This window comes from Vibrio sp. 10N.261.55.F4 (assembly GCF_041470465.1).
GTDB lineage: Bacteria > Pseudomonadota > Gammaproteobacteria > Enterobacterales > Vibrionaceae > Vibrio > Vibrio crassostreae_C.
Genome location: NZ_JBFRMM010000034.1, coordinates 85,391 through 106,949 on the forward strand (window position 1 = coordinate 85,391; position 21,559 = coordinate 106,949).

General features: G+C 41.5%; 19 protein-coding genes. 15 read left to right on the forward strand and 4 right to left on the reverse strand.

Annotated elements, in window-relative coordinates; translation table 11 throughout:
- Positions 1-242: 242 nt before the first annotated feature.
- The gene (locus tag AB4249_RS16600; protein WP_372104036.1) at positions 243-2,066 is read right to left on the reverse strand and encodes a M4 family metallopeptidase; all 1,824 of its coding nucleotides are present in this window, start codon (positions 2,064-2,066) and stop codon (positions 243-245) included.
- A gap of 643 nt (positions 2,067-2,709) precedes the next feature.
- Here AB4249_RS16600 and AB4249_RS16605 point away from each other — a divergent pair.
- The 13 genes from AB4249_RS16605 to AB4249_RS16665 all read left to right on the forward strand — a co-directional run bounded on the left by AB4249_RS16605 (position 2,710) and on the right by AB4249_RS16665 (position 14,791).
- Positions 2,710-4,701 (forward strand): ATP-binding protein, encoded by a 1,992-nt coding sequence (locus tag AB4249_RS16605; RefSeq protein WP_372104039.1) that lies wholly within the window; start codon positions 2,710-2,712, stop codon positions 4,699-4,701.
- Positions 4,702-5,106: 405 nt separating this feature from the next.
- The gene (locus AB4249_RS16610) at positions 5,107-5,412 is read left to right on the forward strand and encodes a 3-methyl-2-oxobutanoate hydroxymethyltransferase (protein ID WP_372104064.1); all 306 of its coding nucleotides are present in this window, start codon (positions 5,107-5,109) and stop codon (positions 5,410-5,412) included.
- 176 nt (positions 5,413-5,588) lie between these two features.
- A complete protein-coding gene (locus AB4249_RS16615) occupies positions 5,589-6,479 on the forward strand; it encodes a hypothetical protein (protein WP_372104042.1) in 891 nt (296 codons plus the stop codon).
- A 414-nt stretch (positions 6,480-6,893) separates the two neighbouring features.
- Positions 6,894-8,312 carry a DASS family sodium-coupled anion symporter gene (locus AB4249_RS16620; protein ID WP_136985916.1) on the forward strand — a complete coding sequence of 473 codons (1,419 nt, stop codon included), beginning with the start codon at positions 6,894-6,896 and terminating at the stop codon, positions 8,310-8,312.
- Positions 8,313-8,318: 6 nt separating this feature from the next.
- Entirely contained in the window at positions 8,319-9,674 is a 1,356-nt protein-coding gene (locus tag AB4249_RS16625) for an ATP-binding protein (RefSeq protein WP_372104045.1), read from the forward strand.
- Positions 9,661-10,134: a response regulator gene (locus AB4249_RS16630; protein WP_017062404.1), complete on the forward strand. Its 474-nt coding sequence runs from the start codon at positions 9,661-9,663 to the stop codon at positions 10,132-10,134. The genes AB4249_RS16625 and AB4249_RS16630 overlap by 14 nt, the downstream gene beginning before the upstream one ends.
- Before the next feature lie 364 nt (positions 10,135-10,498).
- Positions 10,499-11,362 (forward strand): MBL fold metallo-hydrolase, encoded by an 864-nt coding sequence (locus AB4249_RS16635; RefSeq protein ID WP_017093956.1) that lies wholly within the window; start codon positions 10,499-10,501, stop codon positions 11,360-11,362.
- A gap of 371 nt (positions 11,363-11,733) precedes the next feature.
- The gene (locus AB4249_RS16640) at positions 11,734-12,174 is read left to right on the forward strand and encodes a hypothetical protein (RefSeq protein ID WP_372104048.1); all 441 of its coding nucleotides are present in this window, start codon (positions 11,734-11,736) and stop codon (positions 12,172-12,174) included.
- 61 nt (positions 12,175-12,235) lie between these two features.
- Complete coding sequence (locus AB4249_RS16645; RefSeq protein WP_102332143.1) at positions 12,236-12,736, forward strand: hypothetical protein; 501 nt, start codon at positions 12,236-12,238, stop codon at positions 12,734-12,736.
- 69 nt (positions 12,737-12,805) lie between these two features.
- Positions 12,806-13,255 carry a GNAT family N-acetyltransferase gene (locus AB4249_RS16650; protein ID WP_372104051.1) on the forward strand — a complete coding sequence of 150 codons (450 nt, stop codon included), beginning with the start codon at positions 12,806-12,808 and terminating at the stop codon, positions 13,253-13,255.
- A complete protein-coding gene (locus AB4249_RS16655; protein WP_372104054.1) occupies positions 13,248-13,640 on the forward strand; it encodes a hypothetical protein in 393 nt (130 codons plus the stop codon). Before AB4249_RS16650 ends, AB4249_RS16655 begins: the two co-directional genes overlap by 8 nt.
- Before the next feature lie 89 nt (positions 13,641-13,729).
- Positions 13,730-14,281 carry a class IV adenylate cyclase gene (gene cyaB, locus AB4249_RS16660; protein WP_208775613.1) on the forward strand — a complete coding sequence of 184 codons (552 nt, stop codon included), beginning with the start codon at positions 13,730-13,732 and terminating at the stop codon, positions 14,279-14,281.
- A gap of 27 nt (positions 14,282-14,308) precedes the next feature.
- Complete coding sequence (locus AB4249_RS16665) at positions 14,309-14,791, forward strand: tetratricopeptide repeat protein (RefSeq protein WP_372104058.1); 483 nt, start codon at positions 14,309-14,311, stop codon at positions 14,789-14,791.
- Between the two features lie 96 nt (positions 14,792-14,887).
- Here the strand turns inward: AB4249_RS16665 and AB4249_RS16670 are convergent, their stop codons facing one another.
- The gene (locus tag AB4249_RS16670; protein WP_017064212.1) at positions 14,888-15,916 is read right to left on the reverse strand and encodes a methionine synthase; all 1,029 of its coding nucleotides are present in this window, start codon (positions 15,914-15,916) and stop codon (positions 14,888-14,890) included.
- A 45-nt stretch (positions 15,917-15,961) separates the two neighbouring features.
- Complete coding sequence (locus AB4249_RS16675; RefSeq protein WP_017064213.1) at positions 15,962-16,939, reverse strand: DUF1852 domain-containing protein; 978 nt, start codon at positions 16,937-16,939, stop codon at positions 15,962-15,964.
- Positions 16,940-17,281: 342 nt separating this feature from the next.
- Between AB4249_RS16675 and AB4249_RS16680 the strand changes: the two genes are divergently transcribed.
- Together AB4249_RS16680 and AB4249_RS16685 are read left to right on the forward strand one after the other, a co-directional pair.
- Positions 17,282-18,091, forward strand: a complete 810-nt coding sequence (locus AB4249_RS16680) for a sulfite exporter TauE/SafE family protein (protein ID WP_136973886.1) — start codon at positions 17,282-17,284, stop codon at positions 18,089-18,091.
- Positions 18,092-18,318: 227 nt separating this feature from the next.
- Positions 18,319-19,323, forward strand: a complete 1,005-nt coding sequence (locus AB4249_RS16685) for a metal-dependent hydrolase (protein ID WP_372104061.1) — start codon at positions 18,319-18,321, stop codon at positions 19,321-19,323.
- A gap of 491 nt (positions 19,324-19,814) precedes the next feature.
- Here the strand turns inward: AB4249_RS16685 and AB4249_RS16690 are convergent, their stop codons facing one another.
- The gene (locus AB4249_RS16690) at positions 19,815-20,288 is read right to left on the reverse strand and encodes a GNAT family N-acetyltransferase (protein WP_102333403.1); all 474 of its coding nucleotides are present in this window, start codon (positions 20,286-20,288) and stop codon (positions 19,815-19,817) included.
- Positions 20,289-21,559 lie beyond the last annotated feature (1,271 nt).

The window sequence follows — 21,559 nt, forward strand, 5'->3', positions numbered from 1 at the left end:
AAAGTTAGTCAGTTATTTTTGTTTCGTTGTGCAGCACAGGATCTCAATTTAAACTGTTTTTATAAAACAATGCCTAAGTAACCTTGATATTTATAAATTAATAAACGTATCAGTAAATAACTTACAATATTATTAGCTACTACGGTGTTTCATAAAAAAACCTACTCAAAGTGAGTAGGTTTTTATTTCGCGGTTAACCGCTAGTTCTCGATTTACAACTTGTTTGAGAGGCTCGCTCTAACTCAATCTAAACGCAACGTTAGGCCAGAGTAGTTCGAGTATCCACGCAGTAACACATGGTAGGTTACGCCCGGTTGCGCGCTCACACTGCACTGCTCATTGTTTCCAGCACGATAAGGGCGACAATCGTAACTCGATGTCGTTGGCTTGCTGCCCGATTTCACATAAAGGTCGGCATCACCCGAACCACCAGACATTGAAACCGTCACGTTGGATGCAGAATCAACGGTGAACGTGTAGAAGCTCTCCGAAGATTGACTCCCGCTTAGGTTCGCAATCGGTGTGCCTTTCGTTAATACATTGCCAGTTGGAGGCGTGACACCACAACTTGCATTAACGCCGACGGTATTAAAAGCATCTTCAACATCGGCAACCACATAGCCCATGTCTGCTGCGGCTTTCGCTACGCCACAAGCACCGGCATCAAAGGTACTGTTTGCCGTCCAATACAACTGGTTGGCAACCGTGAATATTTCAAAGCCCTTACGTACATTCCAACCCGATTTGTTCGCTAAAAGGTAAAAGGCGCGGTTATAAACACCGCTAGATAAGTGAACGTTCAAACCATCGTAGTATTGAGAGGCGTGATCAATCGAGCGGCCATCTTTTGAAGGTTGATCAAAGTAACGCAAGCCGCCTTCTGATTTGAATATATCGCTTCCGACCACCCAATCGACATTACCACGCAGGTAGTATTCAGCCGCTTCGCCTGCAATATCGGAGAAGGCTTCATTGATACCGCCCGACATGTTTTGGTACACAAGGCCGGAGTTTTGCTCAGTGAAGCCGTGGCTGACTTCGTGAGCACTCACGTTGATATCGACCAATGGGTAAAAGGTGTTTTTGCCATCTCCAAATGTCATGGATGAGCCATTCCAAAAGGCGTTTTCATAATCGGAACCGTAATGAACGCGCATTGTCAGTTGGAAAGTTAAAGGCGACGTATTCATCCAATCTTTGTACATATCGAACACGACATTACCAAAGTAGTGCGCATCGTTGAGAGGCGAGTAAGCCCCGTTGATGTATTTATGATCGGTGTAGTTGGTTCCGTCGGCACAGTTGTAGCTGTAGGCTGCGCTGCCAGACGTTCCGTTCCTCAAATCGACTGTCTTAACTGAATCATTTTCTAACGTACAAGTCGTGCCTGTTTTGTCGATGGGAAAGCTAGGGAAGTCACTACCATATTCATATCGAGTGGTTTTGAGGTTGCCACCTGGGCCAGTACCTAATGCTTTAGCGTGGTTTAGTCCATTCCATTTTTGGAGCACATCGCCAGTCGTAGCATCAATAAAGTAGAAAGGGCGCTCCGGCATTGAGGACGCGATAAAGAAATCGACCAGATACACCACTTGGGCGACTTGATTCTCATCCAATCTCACCATGAGTTTTGCATTTTTGTTTTCAATCGACTTTTTGCCGACGGTAAAGGTGCGGTGAGCAGACAATGCAGCTTCAATCGCTTGTTCTCGATTCAGTTTTGGCGCGATGCTGGATAAGTCTCCACTGATCCCCTGTGCCATGGAGCCGAACACCTGAGTGGGTTGGTTCTTGGAAAGGGTGGCGACAACGGAGGTATCAAAGACGGGTAAACCTAGGTGAGTTTGTTGATAGCGAACTTTCGTTTTTCCATTGGGCAATACCACCCGTTTAACTTCAGAAAAACCTAATTCAAGTGGAGCAACACTCTTCGACTGAGCGACGAGGCTTTGTTGTAGTAATGCATCATTATCGACTCTGACCATTTCTGCAGCGTGTGCATTAAAGCCAAAAGATGTACCTAGAATAGCTGCTATTTTCCAGCTTAGTTGACGTTGTTGGTTCATTATTCGTTCCTGATTTTAATATAAACTCCTTCTTCCCAACGGCTTTATAGGAAGTCTATATGCAACACGTCTGTGCCATGTGTTGCGAATCAAGATTGGAAGAGCATTTGGATTTATGACAAGTTTATCAAGGAGATTTATTTTTAGAGTATGTAATTCAAAGTTTACAAAAGTTCTTATTGATCAAATTGTTTTTATAAAATGCAAATTTGTTATTTATCGTAAATGTATGATAGGCCGGGAGTTATTAAAATCCGCTTTGTTTGAATCTATAGATTGAATTTCTCTAAGTTAATCTCGATATTTTTCTGACTTTATCTTAATTACAAATGAGTAAATAAGCGTATTTTGGAAGTGGGGATATTGTCTTTATTATCAATAACAAACTTGTTTTAACAATGCTACTAATCACAGTTCTCATCTTTTCTACATTTAGTCCTGTTAGATAGAAAAATTCTACATTTTCTTGTTCAATCACAAATTAGTAAGCATAAGTATTTGTTATGAAAAGAGTCAGTCGTTTAAGATAGGCTAAATAAGAAACTAGACAGAAAATTCCTGCATTGAAATACAGAGTTTTTCTGTCTCATAGCTGTTAAACGCTCTAAGAGTGCTACGAAAGTTGGTAATAATAGGAAAGATAATGAAGAAAAAAGCACAGTGTTCGGGGATATTGAAAACCTTGTCGTTGGATAGCCTATCCTTTTTTGAAAAAAAGATAGTTAACAATATATCAAAATCATGGTTTGTTACGTTTTGTAAGACAACAAAATTTAAAGGTAGTGATTACTCCTTTGTTTTTGGGAGAGCTACTGATGGAATTGCAGAACAATTCCACTTTTCGCGTGAGGTTCTCTTTTTACTCACACCATCACAACATTTTTTGACTAGAAGCTTAGATTTTGTCGATAAATTGATGTCTGATTATCAAAATAGATTGGATAAGTTATGTGTAGTCATTATAAGCCGAGATAATCAGCTAGAACAAAAAGTCGCCAACGTGCTCCTACAAGATAAAGAATCAAGAATCATAGTCCCCTTCACTTATGATGAACTGGGCAAGGAAAATACATGCCAACTTCAAATTGAAAGGTTGAAAAGCTCTTTTTATGAACGCGATTTATTTGCCTATGAAACGCCACTCAAAACAGACACATATTTCTTTGGAAGACAAAGTGTAATTCAAAGTATTTATGGTAAATACCAAACTGGTCAATGTGCTTCTTTATTTGGTTTGCGCCGAATAGGTAAGACATCTGTATTGTATGCTGTATTAAGAATGATGCGAATGAGAGATGAACCGGGAGTTTATATTGATTGTTCAGAGCCATCACTTCATATTAGACGCTGGAATGAAACGTTACATTTTATTATTAGTGAGTTGAATAAAAGCTTATTTGGAGATGACGGTTTACCGCTTAATAATGAATCTGATTACACTGAGCGTGATGCTTCGATAAAGTTTGAGGAAGATCTTCAGAAAATATATGAAGCGAGCGGAGAGCAAAGAATTCTAATTATGCTCGATGAAATTGAAAACATAACTTTCAATATTTCACCATCACAGCATTGGAAAGATAGCTTGGATTTCATTTTGTTTTGGCAAGTTCTTCGTTCAATTTTCCAGAAAAGACCAGAATTGTTATCTTTTGTAATATCTGGAGTTAATCCTAAAGCTATTGAAACTCCAACTGTAATGTCATATGACAACCCCATATATCGTTTTATAACTCCAATATATTTGCCTTTCTTCAATCAAAGTGAAGTAAAAGAGATGGTTGAAACTATTGGTTCATATATGGGCATGAGTTTCGATAGCGAGGTCTTTACGTACTTAACGGATGACTTTGGAGGGCACCCATTCTTAATAAGACAAGTTTGTAGTAAGTTATTTAAGGATAAAGGTGGTTCTAAACAACTATTGATTACTAAATTCAATTACGAAGGCAAACGAGATGTTTTAAACAAAAGTGTTACTGACTACCTTGATCTCATAGTTTCGGTTTTAAGAGAGCGTTACCCAGAAGAGTATGAATTAATAGAGTATTTAGCTGCGGGAGACTATGCGACATTTAATGATTTCTACCGATTATCAGAAAAGTTAGTTGAGCATTTAGTTGGTTATGGTTTGGTTGTGAATTCTGATGACCACTTCCACTTTACAATCAAGTCAATTGAAGGCTATATAAATGATGTTTCTAATGTAAAGAAAGCACCTAAAAATAATCAAGAAAAATGGACTAGAGTTTGCTCGCTAAGGAATGAACTAGAATCGAATTTGCGAACCTTAGTTAAGAGAAACTTGAAATATAAATATGGTGTTGACGAAGCTAAAAAAATGTTTGTAGCTATCATATCACCACCTAGTAGGCAGAAGCAGCTAGAAGCTATGTCTTACAATGATATTTTTACGTCTCATCTATATTTTCAGGATATTAGCAAAGTAATCGAGAAAAACTGGCAGGACTTCGGATCTATATTTAAAGGAGACAAAGGGCGATTCAAAAATTATATGGAGTTTATTAATACTCATAGAGCTGATGCGCATGCAAATTCGATATCTTCAGAAGATATTGCAATATTGGAAATCGCAGTTGATTGGCTAGCTAATAGAATTGTGGATTACTTAGACTAAATCGTTTAACAAGACATTTAAGCTGACTTAAAATACGTGGTAGTTATATTGATAATCGGTTTTAGTGATTATGGCGCAGTGCAGAATCACTGTATTGCGCTGTTGTGCAATTTAATTGAGCGTTATGTACCAAGAGTGCAAGGTAAACTCCAATGGGTTTTTAATAAAGGCAGTTTGATGATGATCTTGAAATAAAAATATTGCAATCAAAGCAAGAAGAAATAGATGATTTTATTCAATGCTGTAGATCTTTTTATTTAAATTTAGTTGAGGATAATTTCAGTTACTCATATAGAGTAGGGCTTACAGAAAATTCGAAGGGTATAGTTCAGCGTCTTTACCTTGAACTGAAATTTGATAAGGATGGTTTAATCGACTGCGACCTGATAAGAGGTCAAGGTTTGTATTTTCAAGAAAGTAGGGCAATCTGCTGAAGATGCTCAAACTGTTAGCGAGGAAGCAAAAGCGATTCAAGAAGCGGGTGCGTTTATGTTGGTGCTTGAGCACATACCTTCTTCACTTGGCGAATCGATTACTCAAGAGATAAGCATACCTACAATTGGGATTGGTGCGGGACCCGATTGTGATGGTCAAGTGTTAGTCATCAATGATGCGCTTGGATTTGGTAACCGATGGCCTCCGTTTTCAAACAGTACGCCCATTGCAACCAAACTATCTTTGACGCAGCAAATGAGTTTGCTACGGAAGTGAAAACGAACGTATTTCCGAACAACCTGAACAAATAAGTCACTTAGACAAGGTGCTCTAGATTGAATCGTAATACATGGCATTTTCCATGCATTACGATAAGTATGTGATGTGTATTTGGACATTGGGTGTTGAGCAATCTAGATTCTCATATCAAACGTCAGTTTCAAGGAGGAAACATGACAAGCGACCAACTATTGGAAAAGGCACTTTATAGCAGTGCTAGCATCCATCAACCTCATTCTTTAAAAGCCTATTTGGCTTCGAATCACCTTAATGATTATTTCGGCACAACCGACAATGTTTGGCTTAAAACGAGTGAGTTGATAGACCAAACTGAGGTTGAAGTTTTAGGTGAGTACTCTGCAACGCTACAAGCGCCGAAGTTTACGGATTTTCGTATTCAAAGGATATTGGATAATGGGGTATACCCAGCGTCGTATGCTGCTTTGATGCAGTGGCATGAGAATAAGGGCTTTCAAGATATCTTCTCGCATTACGTTTCGCAGGCTTCTCAAACCAGTGAATATCTTTCCCACAATGTGACTATCTTATTGGCGCTGAACCGTGTTTATCGTGAGCTAGAGCCGTCTCGAGTTCCAGTTTTCCTTAACCGCTTCACTGAATTTGTCACATCGACCCGTTCTGACGGCGACCGAAGCCCTGCCACAAGTGAAGTCGTAGAGCTCAATAGCGTATTACAAGCATGCTTAAAGCAGTTTGGTTTCTTTGGGCACAACCTAATTACGCTTACATGGATAATGCGTTGCAAGGAAGAGCTGTCGAAAGAGCAATATGACGCAATGCTTTTTAATCTCTATCGACAGGCCAATAGCCCCTTGGAAGATCCTGACGATGAGATTGATCAAGCTATCTTGGCGCAGTGTCAAAGCTCAGGTAATTCAGATGAGCTCTATGACAATGTCCACCGATTGGTTTTTGGGTATACGTCGAATCTACACCAGATAACGCTAGCGGATGCATTGTGCTTTCTTCACGAACGATTTCCTGCACATACATCGGAGCTAAAGCACATTGCCGAGTATCAGTGTCGTCTGTTAGAAAAGTGAGTTTAAGTAGGACGTTGCATTTAACTTATGCAACGTTATCAGTCTAGTTAGCGCAGAAGTACAACTTACACGCGAATCAGATCTCAAATTGAAAAAAAGAGCTACTCGATAATGCAGCTGTGCTCTTTACTTCTGAAAACCAGTCCGGTGTCAAATATGGCTCACATATTACGGGTCTCCTACGCAAAGGCGAACGTTTGCCTTTTGTTTCTCGGAATTTAATTGCAACAGTAAATTACATACAAACGTAGAGGTAGCGCACAGAATCGAAAAAGGGGATATCGCGATTACGTAATCATTGATCTAGCCGATAGTGAGATAGTGATAAGAGGTCGATAATTCGTTGTCGGATCTAAATTAGAGCTGTAAATCTAATTTCTAAGTAGTTGTTATCTCAGGAAGAGTTTTTGTGCTATGCGCCCCTATATTAAATACATTATCCCTATTTTAATTCCTTTCATTATCCTCGTAATGCCGCTATCAGCGTTTCCATTTGAAGGCCTCACGATTATTCAACAACGCGTTATTGCGATCTTTCTATTAGCGGCATTGTGCTGGGTGTTCGAGCCTATCCCGATTTACGCGACGTCTGTTGTTATTATCGTTCTGCAATTATTGATGTTGTCGGATAAAGGGCTGATCTTTTTAAGGTTTGATCATGGGGAAGAACATTTTGGTGAGCTGTTAAAATACAGCGATATCATGGCGACATTCGCTAGCCCAATCATAATGCTGTTTTTAGGTGGTTTCTTCTTAGCGATGGCGGCCACTAAATATCGATTAGACGTAAACTTAGCTCGTGTGTTGTTGAAGCCATTTGGACAAGATCCAAAGTTCGTGATGCTCGGCTTAATGTTGATAACTGGTATCTTTTCGATGTTTATGTCTAACACGGCAACAACGGCAATGATGCTATCTATTTTAACGCCGGTACTGGCTGTGTTTGGTCCGAAAGACCCCGGTCGTGTCGCGTTTGCGCTTTGTATCCCTGTTGCCGCTAACATCGGTGGCATTGGTACCCCTATCGGTACCCCTCCGAACGCTATCGCACTTAAATATTTAGTTGGCGATAACCTCATTACGTTCGGTGAATGGATGGCATTTGGTGTGCCGTTTGTCGTTATTATGATGGCGTTAGCGTGGTTTTTAATAGGCTTTATGTACAAAGCTGACCAAAAGAAAATCGAACTAAGCATCAAAGGTAAATTCCTTAAAACGCCCAAAGCCATTGCGGTATACGTCACTTTTGCGCTCACCATCATTCTTTGGTTAATGGGTTCAAGCCATGGCATGAACTCTTATACCGTCGCTCTGATTCCTGTTGCTGTGTTCTCTCTTACTGGGATCATCAATAAAGAAGACCTGAAGAAAATCTCTTGGGATGTATTGTGGCTTGTATCAGGTGGTATTGCGCTTGGTTTAGCGCTCGATAAAACTGGCTTAGCAAAGCTGGTGGTACACAGTATTCCGTTTGATAGCTACTCACCCTATGTGGTGTTGTTCGGAGCGGCGTTCTTGTGTTTGGTAATGGCAAACTTTATGTCTCATACCGCAACGGCTAACTTGTTAATGCCAATTATGGCGGCATTAGGTTCGTCTATGGCTTCACTCACGCCACTAGGCGGTGAGTTAACGTTAATTCTGGTTGTGACTTTTGCCGCTTCATTAGGTATGTCGCTACCAATCAGTACGCCACCGAATGCGCTGGCTCATGCAACGGGTCATGTGCAAAGTAATCAAATGGCCAGAATCGGTATTATTTTGGGTGTGGTTGGTGTGCTATTGAGCTTTGTTATGGTGTGGCTGCTACATTCAATTGGTCACATAGGGTAACGATACGTGTATCAACAAAAGTTAGAAGCACTTATCGATCGCTATTTTAACCACACAGAACGTCGGGTGACGTGCTGTGCCGGTAACACCATTATTGAACAATCAGCGTTAAACACTCGTTTATATTATGTGTTTAGTGGAGAACTGGAAGGGTTTTATACCGATGCTAATACACCGCAAGTGCGAGTATTTAGCGCGGGTAGCGGGGCTTTTATAGGCGTTCATAGCTTCTTTTCAGGTAATTGGACAGCATCTTCAACGGTTGTTGCTAAAACCGATGTTGAGTTAGCGTGGATCGATAAAGACACGCCGGCAGAAGATGAACGTAAATTTGGCCCTCTTACCGCACAGTTCACACCTGTGATTGTCAATGAGTTGTCGCGTCGTCAACGCCGCGCAACACAAGAAGCGATAGCGAAACAAAAAGCGCTAGAGAAATTACATACTGCTGAGCAAATGACGACCTTGGGTCAATTGGCTGCAGGGATTGCTCATGAGCTTAACAACGCTATTGGTGTAGTAAATAGTAAATCTGGCCGACTTGAAACGGTCATCATGGATCTGCTTGAAGAAGTGCATCCAGAAGCCAGTCAATTTTTCGATTTTGGGTTAATGCATGGTCAGAAAACGTCGTCGTCAGAAGCGCGAACACGTGGGCGACAATTTGAAAGAAAATATGGTTTAGACAAAAACATTGCTCGCTCTCTTGCAAAGGCGATTCCAATTGACGCTTCATATGCAACAGACGTTATTTCAAAACATTGGCTGAAAAACCCAGAAGAAGCGATTCGCTTTTGGCAGATGGGTTGTGATTTACATGATTTACGTTTGGCATCTAGACACACCGTCGGCATCGTAAAATCGGTTAAACAACTTGGCAGAGTTGATATTGACACCGAAGAAGCGGTTGATATTAACGACTCCATTAACCATGCCTTATCGTTGTTACAAAGTGAGTTGCGTAGAGTATCTGTGCGATTGAGCCCTGCAGATTTGCCGACTTTTAAAGGCTCGAAAACAGAGCTCGTTCAGATTTGGGTCAACATTGTAAAGAATGCTTGCGATGCAATGTCGAATTCAGACGATGCTGCAATCGAAATTCAAACCAGATTAAGTAAGAAAAGAATATTAGTTACGATCACGAATAACGGCCCTGAGATAGACGAGGTGACTCGTAGAAAGGTATTTCAGCCCAACTTCACCACTAAAAAAGGTGGTTTATCGTTTGGATTGGGCTTGGGTTTATCAATAGTTAAGCGGATTGTGGCGGGTTATGGCGGAAGTATTATTGTGAAAAGTGATGCTTCTAAAACTGTATTTAGAATCAAGTTACCAGTAGAGGGTGAACATGGAGAAGCTTAATTTAATCTGTGTCGATGACCAGAGAGAAGTACTGAGCGCAGTGGTACAAGATTTAGAGCCGCTGGCGAGTTGGCTGAATATTGAAGATTGTGAATCAGCACAAGAAGTGCTTGATCTCATTGATGAACTTGACGCAGAAGGCGAACACATTACCGTCATCGTGTCTGATCATGTGATGCCAGGGAAAACGGGTGTGGAGTTACTCACTGAAGTGTTCCATGACAGCCGCTTTCCGAATACAAAGAAAATTCTTCTTACGGGGCAGGCCACTCACACCGATACCATCAATGCGATTAATGCAGCAGGTATCGACCGTTACTTTGAAAAGCCTTGGCAAGCAAGCACGTTAGTTGAATGCATTCGCACTCTTGTCACTGAGTACATATTTGATCAAGGGCTTGATTACACGGACTATCAGAATGAGCTCGACCAGCAAGTTGTGTTGAGACGCTTGCGTTAGTCTCTTATGTTAGCGACTTACGCTAGTCACTTATGTCAGTCGCTTGAAATTATATGCACCGAAGGACGCTTTCTGAAGGATCTTGTCTGTGAAAGACGTAATCTTTCGGTGCATATATTACCTATCTCTTTTAGTCGTTCAGGTTTTAATACTCAGTTATTAACACACTGGTTGCTGGCTTAAGTCTAAAACTCATACGCAACGCCAACGCCAACAGATGCATTGTGTTTTCTTCACGAACTATTCCCTGAACATGCAGCAGAGCTAAAATGTGTCGCAGAGCACTAGTGTCGTATGTTAGAACTGTGAATTTAATTAGGACGTTGCAGCTAACTTATGCGTCGTTATCAGTCTAGGAAGTAAAATGAAAAAATTGGTTTTGGCTTTGTTGTTATTGGTTTCGACCAGTGCAATGGCATCTAAAGACGTACCGGAAATGTCGATTAAAAACGGCTATGTTGAACCGTTCCAAATGTTCGATAACGTTTATTACGTTGGTGATAGATGGGTGTCGTCTTATGCGGTAGAGACTGCAAAGGGATTAGTTCTGATTGATACACTCGATTTCCCTTATTCGATGTGGATACCCATCAATCTAAAAAAGCTTGGGTTACAAGATAAGGCTATCACTCATATTTTGGTGACTCACGGCCATTCTGATCATGTTGGTGGAGCACAATTTCTCCAGTCTGAATATGATGCAAAGGTCGTGATGACACAAAAGGGTTATGAGTTAGCCGTAGCTCAAGCTAACAAAAGCAGTGGTAAGAATACCTTTTTGCCGCCCAAGGTAGACTTCTTTGTGCAAGATAGCAGTAGTCTTATTGTCGGTGAGGACGAGTTTAAGTTCTACCTTACGCCCGGCCACACAGAAGGGGATTATTCAATAGATCTTATGGTGAAAGACAATGGCACATCACATCGCGCATTTGTAGTTGGCGGTCACAGTATTAACGCACGAGATCCAAAGCTAGCGAAGCAGTTCTTCGAAAGTATGGACAGAGTGAGAGAGATCGCTTTGCAGCCGCCTGTGGTGAGCGTGAATTTGTCTAACCATCCCCATAAGAATAATCTATTCGCTAATCGCGAGAAACGAAATGCCGATGGTTCGAACAATCCGTTCATTAGCGAAAGTAACTTCTTTAGCTTTTTAGACCAGCAAGAAGCCTTAGCGAAAGAAAAACTCAGTGAAGCACAACAGCGGAATAAATCGGAAAGTTCACAGTAGACGCTCGCTTAACTATAGATACGGCTAACGCGAGCCATTCGCAGTTTATACTTGTTAGGTAATGAAGAAGTCGCAACTCGCTTATGTGAGTTTCTAGTATCAGCGGCGAGCGAGACAGGCTCGGTGTCGGAGAAAACCGTTCAGTATTGGCGCAATGCCTTGGAAAGTTAGGGCTTTCCTGTGCAGATCTTTCGCCACTGCACATAGTTGATTCTCAATGCGCGGCATTTTTGTACGATGCCGCTTTCTCTATATTCAACATTTGAATGCAATTTGTGGAATATATCAAAATTAATTAAACTGATAGTAAGTTATTACTTTTCATTATGTTAGGGTTCTTTTCTTAAGGTCAGCGGATTAGGAAGAGGCTAGTGAAAAAGGGATTTGTGATAGCGATATCAATCGGCTTTGTTGTCTTATTCCTTGTTGGTCGTGCTCTTCAGTGGTTCGGGTCTAGTAATTCCGAGTCGTTTCCTAAACTTCCTGATAGTCCCCAATTTGTTCCTTCTACCGATTTCGACGGTGAGTGGCTAGGCCGTCGCATTAACACCACTGGCAATAATATGTGTGAACGCACAACTATTACCGGAACTATTCGTGAGGGCAAGGGAACCCTAAGGCTTACCTACAACGGAACACCGTTAGAGGGCTGGATTACTGAAAGCGGCGACTTACGTTTATATGCTAAACATCGCCAATGGGATTATCGTTTTTCCGCAAATGGCAGTAGCAGTAGATTTCACGGCCGATGGCACTTAATCAATGACCCGTGCCAAGGGAGTTGGTTTATAGAAAAGGTCGATGGCAAGTAGGGTTGTTACTACAAGACGCCGTTTAAAATTAACCAGCACAAGGTTCTTTTAGGAGAGATAAGTGATCAGATTAATCGCCGTGTTCATTGTGGCTTTCGGGCTAGGCGCATATGCGAGCTTACATGTTTTGACCGACTATGTTGTGAGCATTAAAGACAGTCATAAAGCTGCGGTGCGGCAAGGTTTTGAAACCTATAAACATGCCAATACAAAAGACCTTGCCCCATTAATTAAAACATCGAACTTGTTAGCTCGTTATAGTGCTTGTGAATTAGAGGGAGATGAAGGCGATGCGATTGCATTAACCCTGTCTATTAACGCTATTTCCTTTGGGATGTTATCGAAGCAAGCGTCTGACCTCGATCAAGACACCTTTAGGACTGGTTTGATGATGTACGGAAAACTCAAAGACAACGAGAAAGCGTCTGCTCAGCTAACTGAAATACTTACTTCGTACTGTAAAGATAGTCTTCGCTATCTATACGACTGTGAAAAACTTTCTAATTTGTTAGGCGAAGAATGGGATACACAATGGGAGGAAGTGAAACCAGAATGTACCTAAAAATGATTCAATATATGTGGCACTTTTCTATGCCGTATTCAGATGTGATTTGAAAACAAAGGACACAATATGGAAGTAAGGTTGGTCAAAGGTTCCGATCCTAAGTTCGCTGAATCGATCACTAAAACGAATATGGCGAGTTACTACCAAGCTCGTGGCATCGCTTGGGGTCATAGTCAGTTTTTACGTAGCTGGGATGAACTGGATAACTATGAAATTTATGGAGGGGATAGCCGTATTGGTGTTATCCGCTTCAGTTACACCAGTGATACAACGTTTCTTCGGGACTTGCAGATATTAGCTGAATATCAAGGTAGAGGCTTTGGCTCGAAGTGTCTGGATCTAGTTATTGAACATGCGAACAATCAATCATCAGCTCAGTTAGTGTTGCGCGTGTTCAGTGAGAATCCCGCGATTAAGCTTTATCAAGCAAAAGGTTTTACTAAGTTGTCTGAAGTGAAGGGGCTTGTTGAAATGGAGCTGCTTTTAGGCTCATCATTGAGAGGGTGTCATGGATAACCGTATCCAATTAAATTTTGTTAAATATACACTGCTTGAGTTCGTACTTGCTGCGTTCTTATTAGTGTCTATTTATTGGCTATTTGGTGATAACCCTCAATCACTACCTACTATTGGGTTGATGTTCAGTGCTGTTGCGGTATTAAAAGTCGTCACGTTATGGTGGCAGTTCCGCAATCGCTCTTTTGAAATATCGAACAACCATGTTTGTTTCGATGGTCACGCTTGCGATATCAAGTTACAGGGAAATATTCTTCCTTTTGGGATCGGGTCAGTTATCAAGCTTTCCTACACAAAAGGTGCGATGCAAAAACGCAATATTTACCTTCCGAAAGGAGCCATGAGCCAAGAAGAATGGCAGCGTGTGTTAGCGTGTCGAACATAGTTCCACGGCTTTAGTTTGTGTTGTGCGTCAGTTTGTATTTCGGATTTGGTTGGTGTGCTAGTATCGCCTTTTTTGCGTTGAGCTAACCTATGACTAACGATCATTTCAAAGGAAAATATGAGGTTGAGCTGAAGTATCGACTTAGCTCTAAGTCTGAGTTTTTGAAAACGTTGAACCTAATTGCTCATGAAGTAATGCTGCAAGACAATCAAGAATGTGATTGGTATTTCGATAGCCCTGATAGAAGCTTACAGGCTCAGAACAAAAGCTTGTGTATTCGCACTATGGAGCCGTCGGGCATCAAACTATGGATCGTAAAAGGCCCAGAGTCTGATCGATGTGAAGCGACAAACATCACTGATGCGTCGAATGCGAAGAGTATGCTAGAGAACCTGGGTTACGAAGTGATTCTTAAAGCGCAGAAAACTCGCAGTATTTATTTTGTTGGAGAGTTCCATATCACGGTCGATTCTCTTGCGGGTATTGGTGATTTTGCTGAGTTTGCTATCATGACGGACGATGAGTCTAAGTTGTCTGTGTATAAAAGTGAGCTTGAGTTGTTAGCCAGTAAGTTCGGGTTGACTCAATCGGCACTACAAACTCAGTCTTATAAACAGATGTTCGAGGAAATGAACGCATAGTACAGCGCTTAAGCGTAAGGGAGAGTTATGGACACCATTATCAAACAAGCAATCGAATTGCGAAAAGAAGAGAAGTATCAAGCGTCGCGTGACTTACTGGCAGCGTTACTCACTGATGAAAACTATGCGGCGAAAGCTCATTTACAGATTGCGTGGTCTTACGACAACCAAGGCAAAGAGCAACAGGCGATTGATCACTATGTGCTGTCTCTGTCTGGCGTGCTTTCTTCAGTAGAGCGTTTTGATGCGCTGTTCGGTTTGGCGAGTACTTATCGAAGCCTTGGCCTTTATGCAGAGGCTTTAGGCTATTTCGAACAGACTATGGCTGAGTATCCTGACTCGATAGAAGTGAAACCTTTCTACGCAATGTGTTTGTACAATTTAGGTCGCCATAAAGAGGCGACATCGCTGTTACTTGAGCTTTTAGTTTCCACGACTAATAGCGAAGCGATCAAAGAGTACCAACGAGCGATCTCTTTATATGCTCAAGACCTAGATAAAACCTGGTAAGCAGCGCGTAAAGCTCCTTAACTCACATAACAAAAAGCCTAAGCATCGATGTGATACTTAGGCTTCAGGGGATAGCTTTTGTTCTTAAGGAAAGCGTTACGCTGAAAGTTCTTTCCGAACGATCTCTGCGCCAGCACTTAGCGCATTAAGCTTCGCTGAAGCAATGTCGCGAGGCAGGGGAGCCATGCCACAGTTGGTGCAAGGGTAGAGCTTATCGGCATCAACGTACTTAAGTGTTTCTCTAAGAGTGCTAGCCACTTCTTCCGGTGTTTCAATCGAATCGGTAGCTACATCAATCGCACCAACCATCACTTTCTTGCCTCGCACCAGTTCAAGTAGCTCAAGGGGTACATGAGAGTTGTGACACTCTAAAGAGATAATATCGATATTCGATTGCTGCAGCTTAGGGAAGACTTCTTCGTATTGACGCCACTCGGTGCCTAGTGTCTTTTTCCAATCCGTATTCGCTTTGATGCCGTAGCCATAACAAATATGCACTGCTGTTTCGCATTTAAGCCCTTCAATGGCTCTTTCCAAACAAGCAATGCCCCAATCGTTCACTTCATCAAAAAACACGTTAAACGCAGGTTCATCGAACTGAATAATATCAACGCCTGCAGCTTCTAACTCTTTCGCTTCTTCGTTGAGGATCTTCGCAAATTCCCACGCCAGTTTTTCACGGCTTTGGTAATGCGCATCGTAAAGCGTATCTATCATCGTCATAGGCCCCGGCAGAGCCCATTTGATCGGTTGGTCGGTTTGCTGACGTAAGAACTTCGCATCTTCAACAAACACGGATTTCTGGCGAGAAACAGGGCCAACCACTGTAGGCACACTGGCATCGTAGCGGTCGCGAATTTTAACGGTTTCACGCTTTTCAAAATCAACACCATTCAAGTGTTCAATGAAGGTCGTTACAAAGTGCTGACGTGTTTGTTCGCCGTCACTCACAATATCAATGCCTGCTTGCTGTTGCTCGTGCAGAGAGACACGCAGCGCATCTTGTTTGCCGTCTGTGAGTTCGTCACCTTGAAGTTTCCATGGCGACCAAAGCGTCTCTGGTTGTGCAAGCCAAGACGGTTTCGGCAAGCTGCCCGCTGTTGAAGTCGGTAATAGTGTTTTCATAATAATATTGCCTAGCCTTGGGTGGTTTGAGAGCGCAATAGACGATTAAAGTGCGTAATTTGCCGACCAGTTCTCTAGAACTGATTGGTATGGCTTAATGAACTTCTCTTCTGCGAATTTACCTTGTTCAACAGCTAGCTGGCTTCGTTCTTCACGGTCGTACACGATTTGAGTCAGCGAGTGATCCAAGTTTTTCAAGTTTGGTTGGTAACAGTTACCCGCAACCGCGTTCGCGTTGTAAATCTCAGGTCGGTAGATTTTCTGGAACGTACCCATGGTACTGATGGTGCTGATAAGCTCTAGGTTAGAGTAATCGTTCAGCAGATCACCAAAGAAATAGAAGGCCAAAGGTGCAACACTGTTAGGCGGCATGAAATAACGAACCTGTAAGCCCATCTTTTTGAAATATTGTTCAGTTAAAGAAGACTCATTTGGTTGGTATTCAAAACCTAATACTGGGTGTTGGTTTTCAGTGCGGTAATAGGTTTTATTATCTGACACGCTTAAGCAAATAACAGGTCGTTTATTAAAGTTCTTTTTGTAAGCGTCAGAGTTAACGAAATATTTAAAAAGCTTACCGTGTAAGTCACCAAAATCTTCTGGAATGCTGAATTTATCTTGGCCTTTATTATGATCCAATAGACGTACGCTAAAGTCATAATCTCGAACATAAGAAGAGAAGTTATTTCCGATAATGCCTTCAATACGCTCGTTAGTTTTACGGTCTACAATATTGGTTTTCAGCACTTCAATTGAAGGGAATGCTTCGCCGTTGCTTTCAATATCCATATCAACAGAAATGATTTCAAGCTCAACAGAGTAGCGGTCGCCCTTAGGGTTATCCCAGTGCGCTAACGCGTTGAAACTGTTATCGATCATTTGTAGTGCATTGCGTAAGTTCGCTTGACGGCTGTCACCGCGAGCCAGGTTAGCAAAGTTGGTAGTGATACGCGTGCTGTCTGCAGGCTGGTAGTTTTCGTCGAGGCTAATGCTCTTAATCGTAAAATTAAATTCTTTATTCATGCTGATTTGGTATCCCAATTTTTTTCTGATTCTCTCGGTCTTTAGTATTAAAACGGCTTTTATTTTTTGCTTGTGACCGGATTAAGAATCGAAGGCTATGCTGTCTGAAATTAATGCTTAGTAGAATTAATGTCGTATAAAGTTAATCGCTTAAGGTTTTTATACGTTGATAGGTTGACCATTAACAATGGTATTACTTCACATTCAACATGAGGAATATTCATGATCTATTCTGTTTGAATATTTTAGTCGGTGTCAGTTATATTAATTAGCTTGATGGAAATATAACCGCATTAATAGTGTGTTATTTAAGACGATTAATTTAATTAAGAGATGGATGAAATGAGTGAATTGCTGTTGTTGATTTTCTACTGTGCGTTACTGGGCAGTGGTGTTGGGTTTCTAGCCGGTTTGTTAGGTATTGGCGGAGGGCTGATCATTGTTCCTGTGTTAAGCAGCATTTTACTGTATTTAGAAGTTCTACCATCCGACCAAGTTGTTGTCGCGGCGATTGCTACCTCGTTGGCATCGATACTGTTCACTTCAACATCTTCTGCACTCGCTCACCACAAGAATGGCAAAGTGCCTTGGGATCTGGCGCCTTGGATCATGCTCGGTGTTGCTCTGGGTGCATTGGTTAGTGGTTTTATGGCGGCGTTGTTACCGGAAAAAGTCGTTCGTATTGTGTTTGCTGTGAGTGTGGTTCTTATTGCGATCAAGATGTTCTTAAGCAGCAAAAATGATGCGCCTAAGGAACGAAAACTGCCGAACAAAGGTGTGCTCACTGTGCTGACAACCATTACGGGTGGCTTATCTGCCATGATAGGTATTGGTGGCGGAGCATTGCTGGTTCCGCTATTAACGTTCTTCTCTGTCGATATGAAAAAGGCCATCGGTTGTGCCTCGGCTTGTGGCATTGTGATCGCGTTGTTTGGCTCGATAGGTTACATCAGTTCAGGTAGCAGCCACTTTGCTCTATCAGACGGTTTTGCTGGCTTTGTTTATCTGCCTGCGCTGTTGGGTATTGTGTGCACGTCTTGGTTTACGGCTCCGTTAGGCGCAAAAGCCACCAACCATTTACCGGTTCCAACGATTAAGAAAATCTTCTCAGTACTGCTGGTGGTTATCGCAGCAAGCATGGTTGCTCGTTAATAAAAGATCGTTCAAGTGTGAATATACAGAACAAAAACGAATAAATTGATCAACCATCAATAATTAGAAAAGGGCAGTTTCATAACTGCTCTTTTTTTGTTTATCGGTCTATGCTTATACAGCTATGTACATGAGTATATTGATAAAACCGTTTAGTTATGAACAGTTCACCGCTATAGCTAAATGTATTTTGTTTGATTCAACGGAATGCTATCAATGAGTGATTTATGGATCCTTTAACGCAGGGCGTGTTAGGCGCTTCTTTGTCACAATCGGCCAGCAAAAAACAACATTTGGTTGTTGCTGGGGTATTAGGGCTGCTCTCCGGGTTAGCACCAGATTTGGATGCACTGATTAAGTCTCAAAGTGACCCTTTGTTGGCTTTGGAATTTCATCGACAATTTACCCATTCACTCTTCTTTATTCCCATTGGCAGTTTGATCTGCGCTTTGGTTCTGCATCACCTGATTGCAAAAAAACGTGGGCTTTCTTTCAAACAAAGTTGGCTGTTTTGTGCTCTGGGCTATGGTACTCATGCACTGTTAGACGCTTGTACCACCTATGGCACGCAGTTACTTTGGCCTTTCACCAACGCGCGTTTTTCTTGGAATACCATATCAATCATCGATCCTGTTTATACGCTTCCCATTCTAGTGTTGCTTGTGTTTGCGACGTTAAAACGAGCGCCTTGGCTAGCGCGTGTTGCGTTTACTTGGGCGCTAATTTATCCAACATTAGGGATGATTCAGCGAGACAGGGCAGAGGCGATTGGGTGGCAATTAGCGCAAGAAAGGCAACACACACCGATTCGATTAGAGGCAAAACCAAGCTTTGCGAATATCTTGGTTTGGAAAGTGGTGTACGAAACAGAGGCTCATTACCATGTAGACGCAGTGCGGGTTGGCACATCGGTAAGCACGTATCCCGGAGAGTCGATTGCGAAGCTGAATGTTAGCCGGGATTTACCTTGGCTTGACCCGGACTCTCAACAAGCCGAAGACATAGAACGTTTCCGCTGGTTTTCAAATGGTTATATCGCTCAGGACCCAACAGACGAGCTGCGTATTATCGATGTCCGATATTCAATTGTACCAAATCAAATGAAAGCACTATGGAGCATCAAGCTATCAAAAGCAGTTGATGCAAACGCGCATGTAAAATACGAAACTCATAGAGACAACACGCCAGAGTCGAGACAGATCTTCTTCGGTATGCTCACTGGCGATAAATGAGCTAGTTTTAAACTGATCTGCACCGTCAATACTGGATGCTACGTTAAGCGACTTTCCATACGTTTAGTTATCTCTGAATTGTTAATTTAGGGGAAGCTATAGCTCATTTATGCCCCATTGTGTGTTCACTTCGATGAGTGAACTACATCGGCAATCTATTTTTACAATACATAAACTAATGGTTAGGAAAAGGCCCGACACATTTTCTTTCTTCACTCTAGGTAGTCAGCATATTTAGATAGTATGGACAATAGGATAGAGTCAGACCATACTCCAGTCAAAAAGCTCATCGAAGCGATTCAAGATCTTTAAAGGTTACGGAGACTGAATAAGAGTCAATTTGATTGTTGGTTACTCTGTGACCGGGGGGAGGTGAGAGTGCACGAGGGGTCAGCGTTTTTGAATGAACTCTTCAATACCTTTACAGTTGAAGTATAAAATGAGGCGGCCAAATAGCCGCCCCAGACACACCATCTGACTTGTTTATCCACTCATTCCTTTAAGCCAAAAATTAATTCAATTTCATCATCAAGTCTTCTGCCCGTTGGTATAAAACCAAGCTTTTGATAAATAGAGAGCGCATTGCCTTTTTCTTTATCCATCGTGGTCAGGGAGACGCCTTTTAAACCGGTAATGGAAGCGTATTTCTTACTGAAGTTAATCGCTTGACTCCCCAATCCTTTTCCTTGGAAACGATGGTCAATCATGACGCGCCACACGTACAAATGATCCTTTTGAAAGTGATCATCGAACTTGTCGAGTAGTCTTGGATCGATAAGAGAGATGAGCCCTGCTGGCTTGTCGTCTAAATAAATGCCGTAACTGACGCTATCGTCGTTGAAACTCGCCTCTGCAAGCCATTCTGCGTTGTTAGCAATGAGTTGTTTTTGAGACTCTTCCACTGAGAGATCAATAATGTCATTGATAATGGTATTGTTTATTTTTAAAAAGCTAATTTTATTCATGCTTATTTACCTTGGGTAGGTGTTTCATTAAAAGTAACTGGCCAATGTAAGGATCTTGATAAGCTAATCTTGAGTTATCAAAATGGTAATGTCGCTTTTGCTCCTGTCTTTTAACATAGACTCTTCAAGTATCTTATAGATCTCTTTATCTGGCGCATATTAGAACGCGCCAATTTTTTTAATTAAGGTATATGTATGTCTTAATTAAAAACGATGATGGAAGTTATTGTTTCCTTTTTGCCTGCCCCCATGACAGAAATATTAGTTCCAAGCGTTGCCCACGATGATTCAAAAATAGGGTACGTATAGTATTTTTACAATAGTGCCGTCACAAAACCCAAAACAAACTCCCTGATAGAATGCTGACGAGTGTGATTAAAGATAACTTTAATGTGTTCTCAGCCAGCTACATTTTGTATATCACTTATCAGCTAAAATGGTGGCCAATATCTTTTCGCCTTTGCATTCAACACTGACGTTCATTCCATTGACGAGTGCTCTCTCATTAGGCGCACTTGCTCTCATATCGAGTCCACTTGTTTAAATTTGGACAACTAGTTCGGTAAGCGTTAAAGAAAGAGTGCTGGTTACCCTGAAGTTTTAGTGTAGGCCACATCTTGATGTTATCGAAGATGGCCAATCGCAATGCAAAAATAGACACAGCCCTGGAATATTGAAGCTAATGTTATCGAAAGCTTTTCTGCACTATTTTTTTAGTTTGCGTAATTGGTGTAGCCAAACTTAACACCAATGATACGAACCGCCATATAAGTTTTAACTCATACCATTTGACGTATTATTGCGGAATCTTTTGTCTATGACAGTATGACTTTGTAAGTAAAATCATTACATAATGAAAGCGTATTTATTAAGTTGCCAGTTCAAACCTTGATGTATTTTTTTCATAAAGTTCAACGTTAATGTCGGTTTTATCTAATAGTCATAAGATGTTGCTCCTAATGAATTGATAGCAGCGTAGCTTCTTACGTCTAAAGCGGGACTGTATTGGATAAACCTGTGATAAAAATACAACGATTCACAAAAATGCTGTGCTTGGCCGACATATCACTCAGATTGACATCACTCATGGAAGTTGATTAAACGACTTTATATACTTGTAGTAATTCATTGTTTACTAAATTAGTAAAATCACTGACACGCTTTTGTCCATTTCCTTCCAACTACAATCGTGATGACCAAATTAAAAAGGAGGTCATCATGGTAGTTTTCAACAAAACGAAACGAAGTGGTGTCAAAAAGCCTTTTCGGCT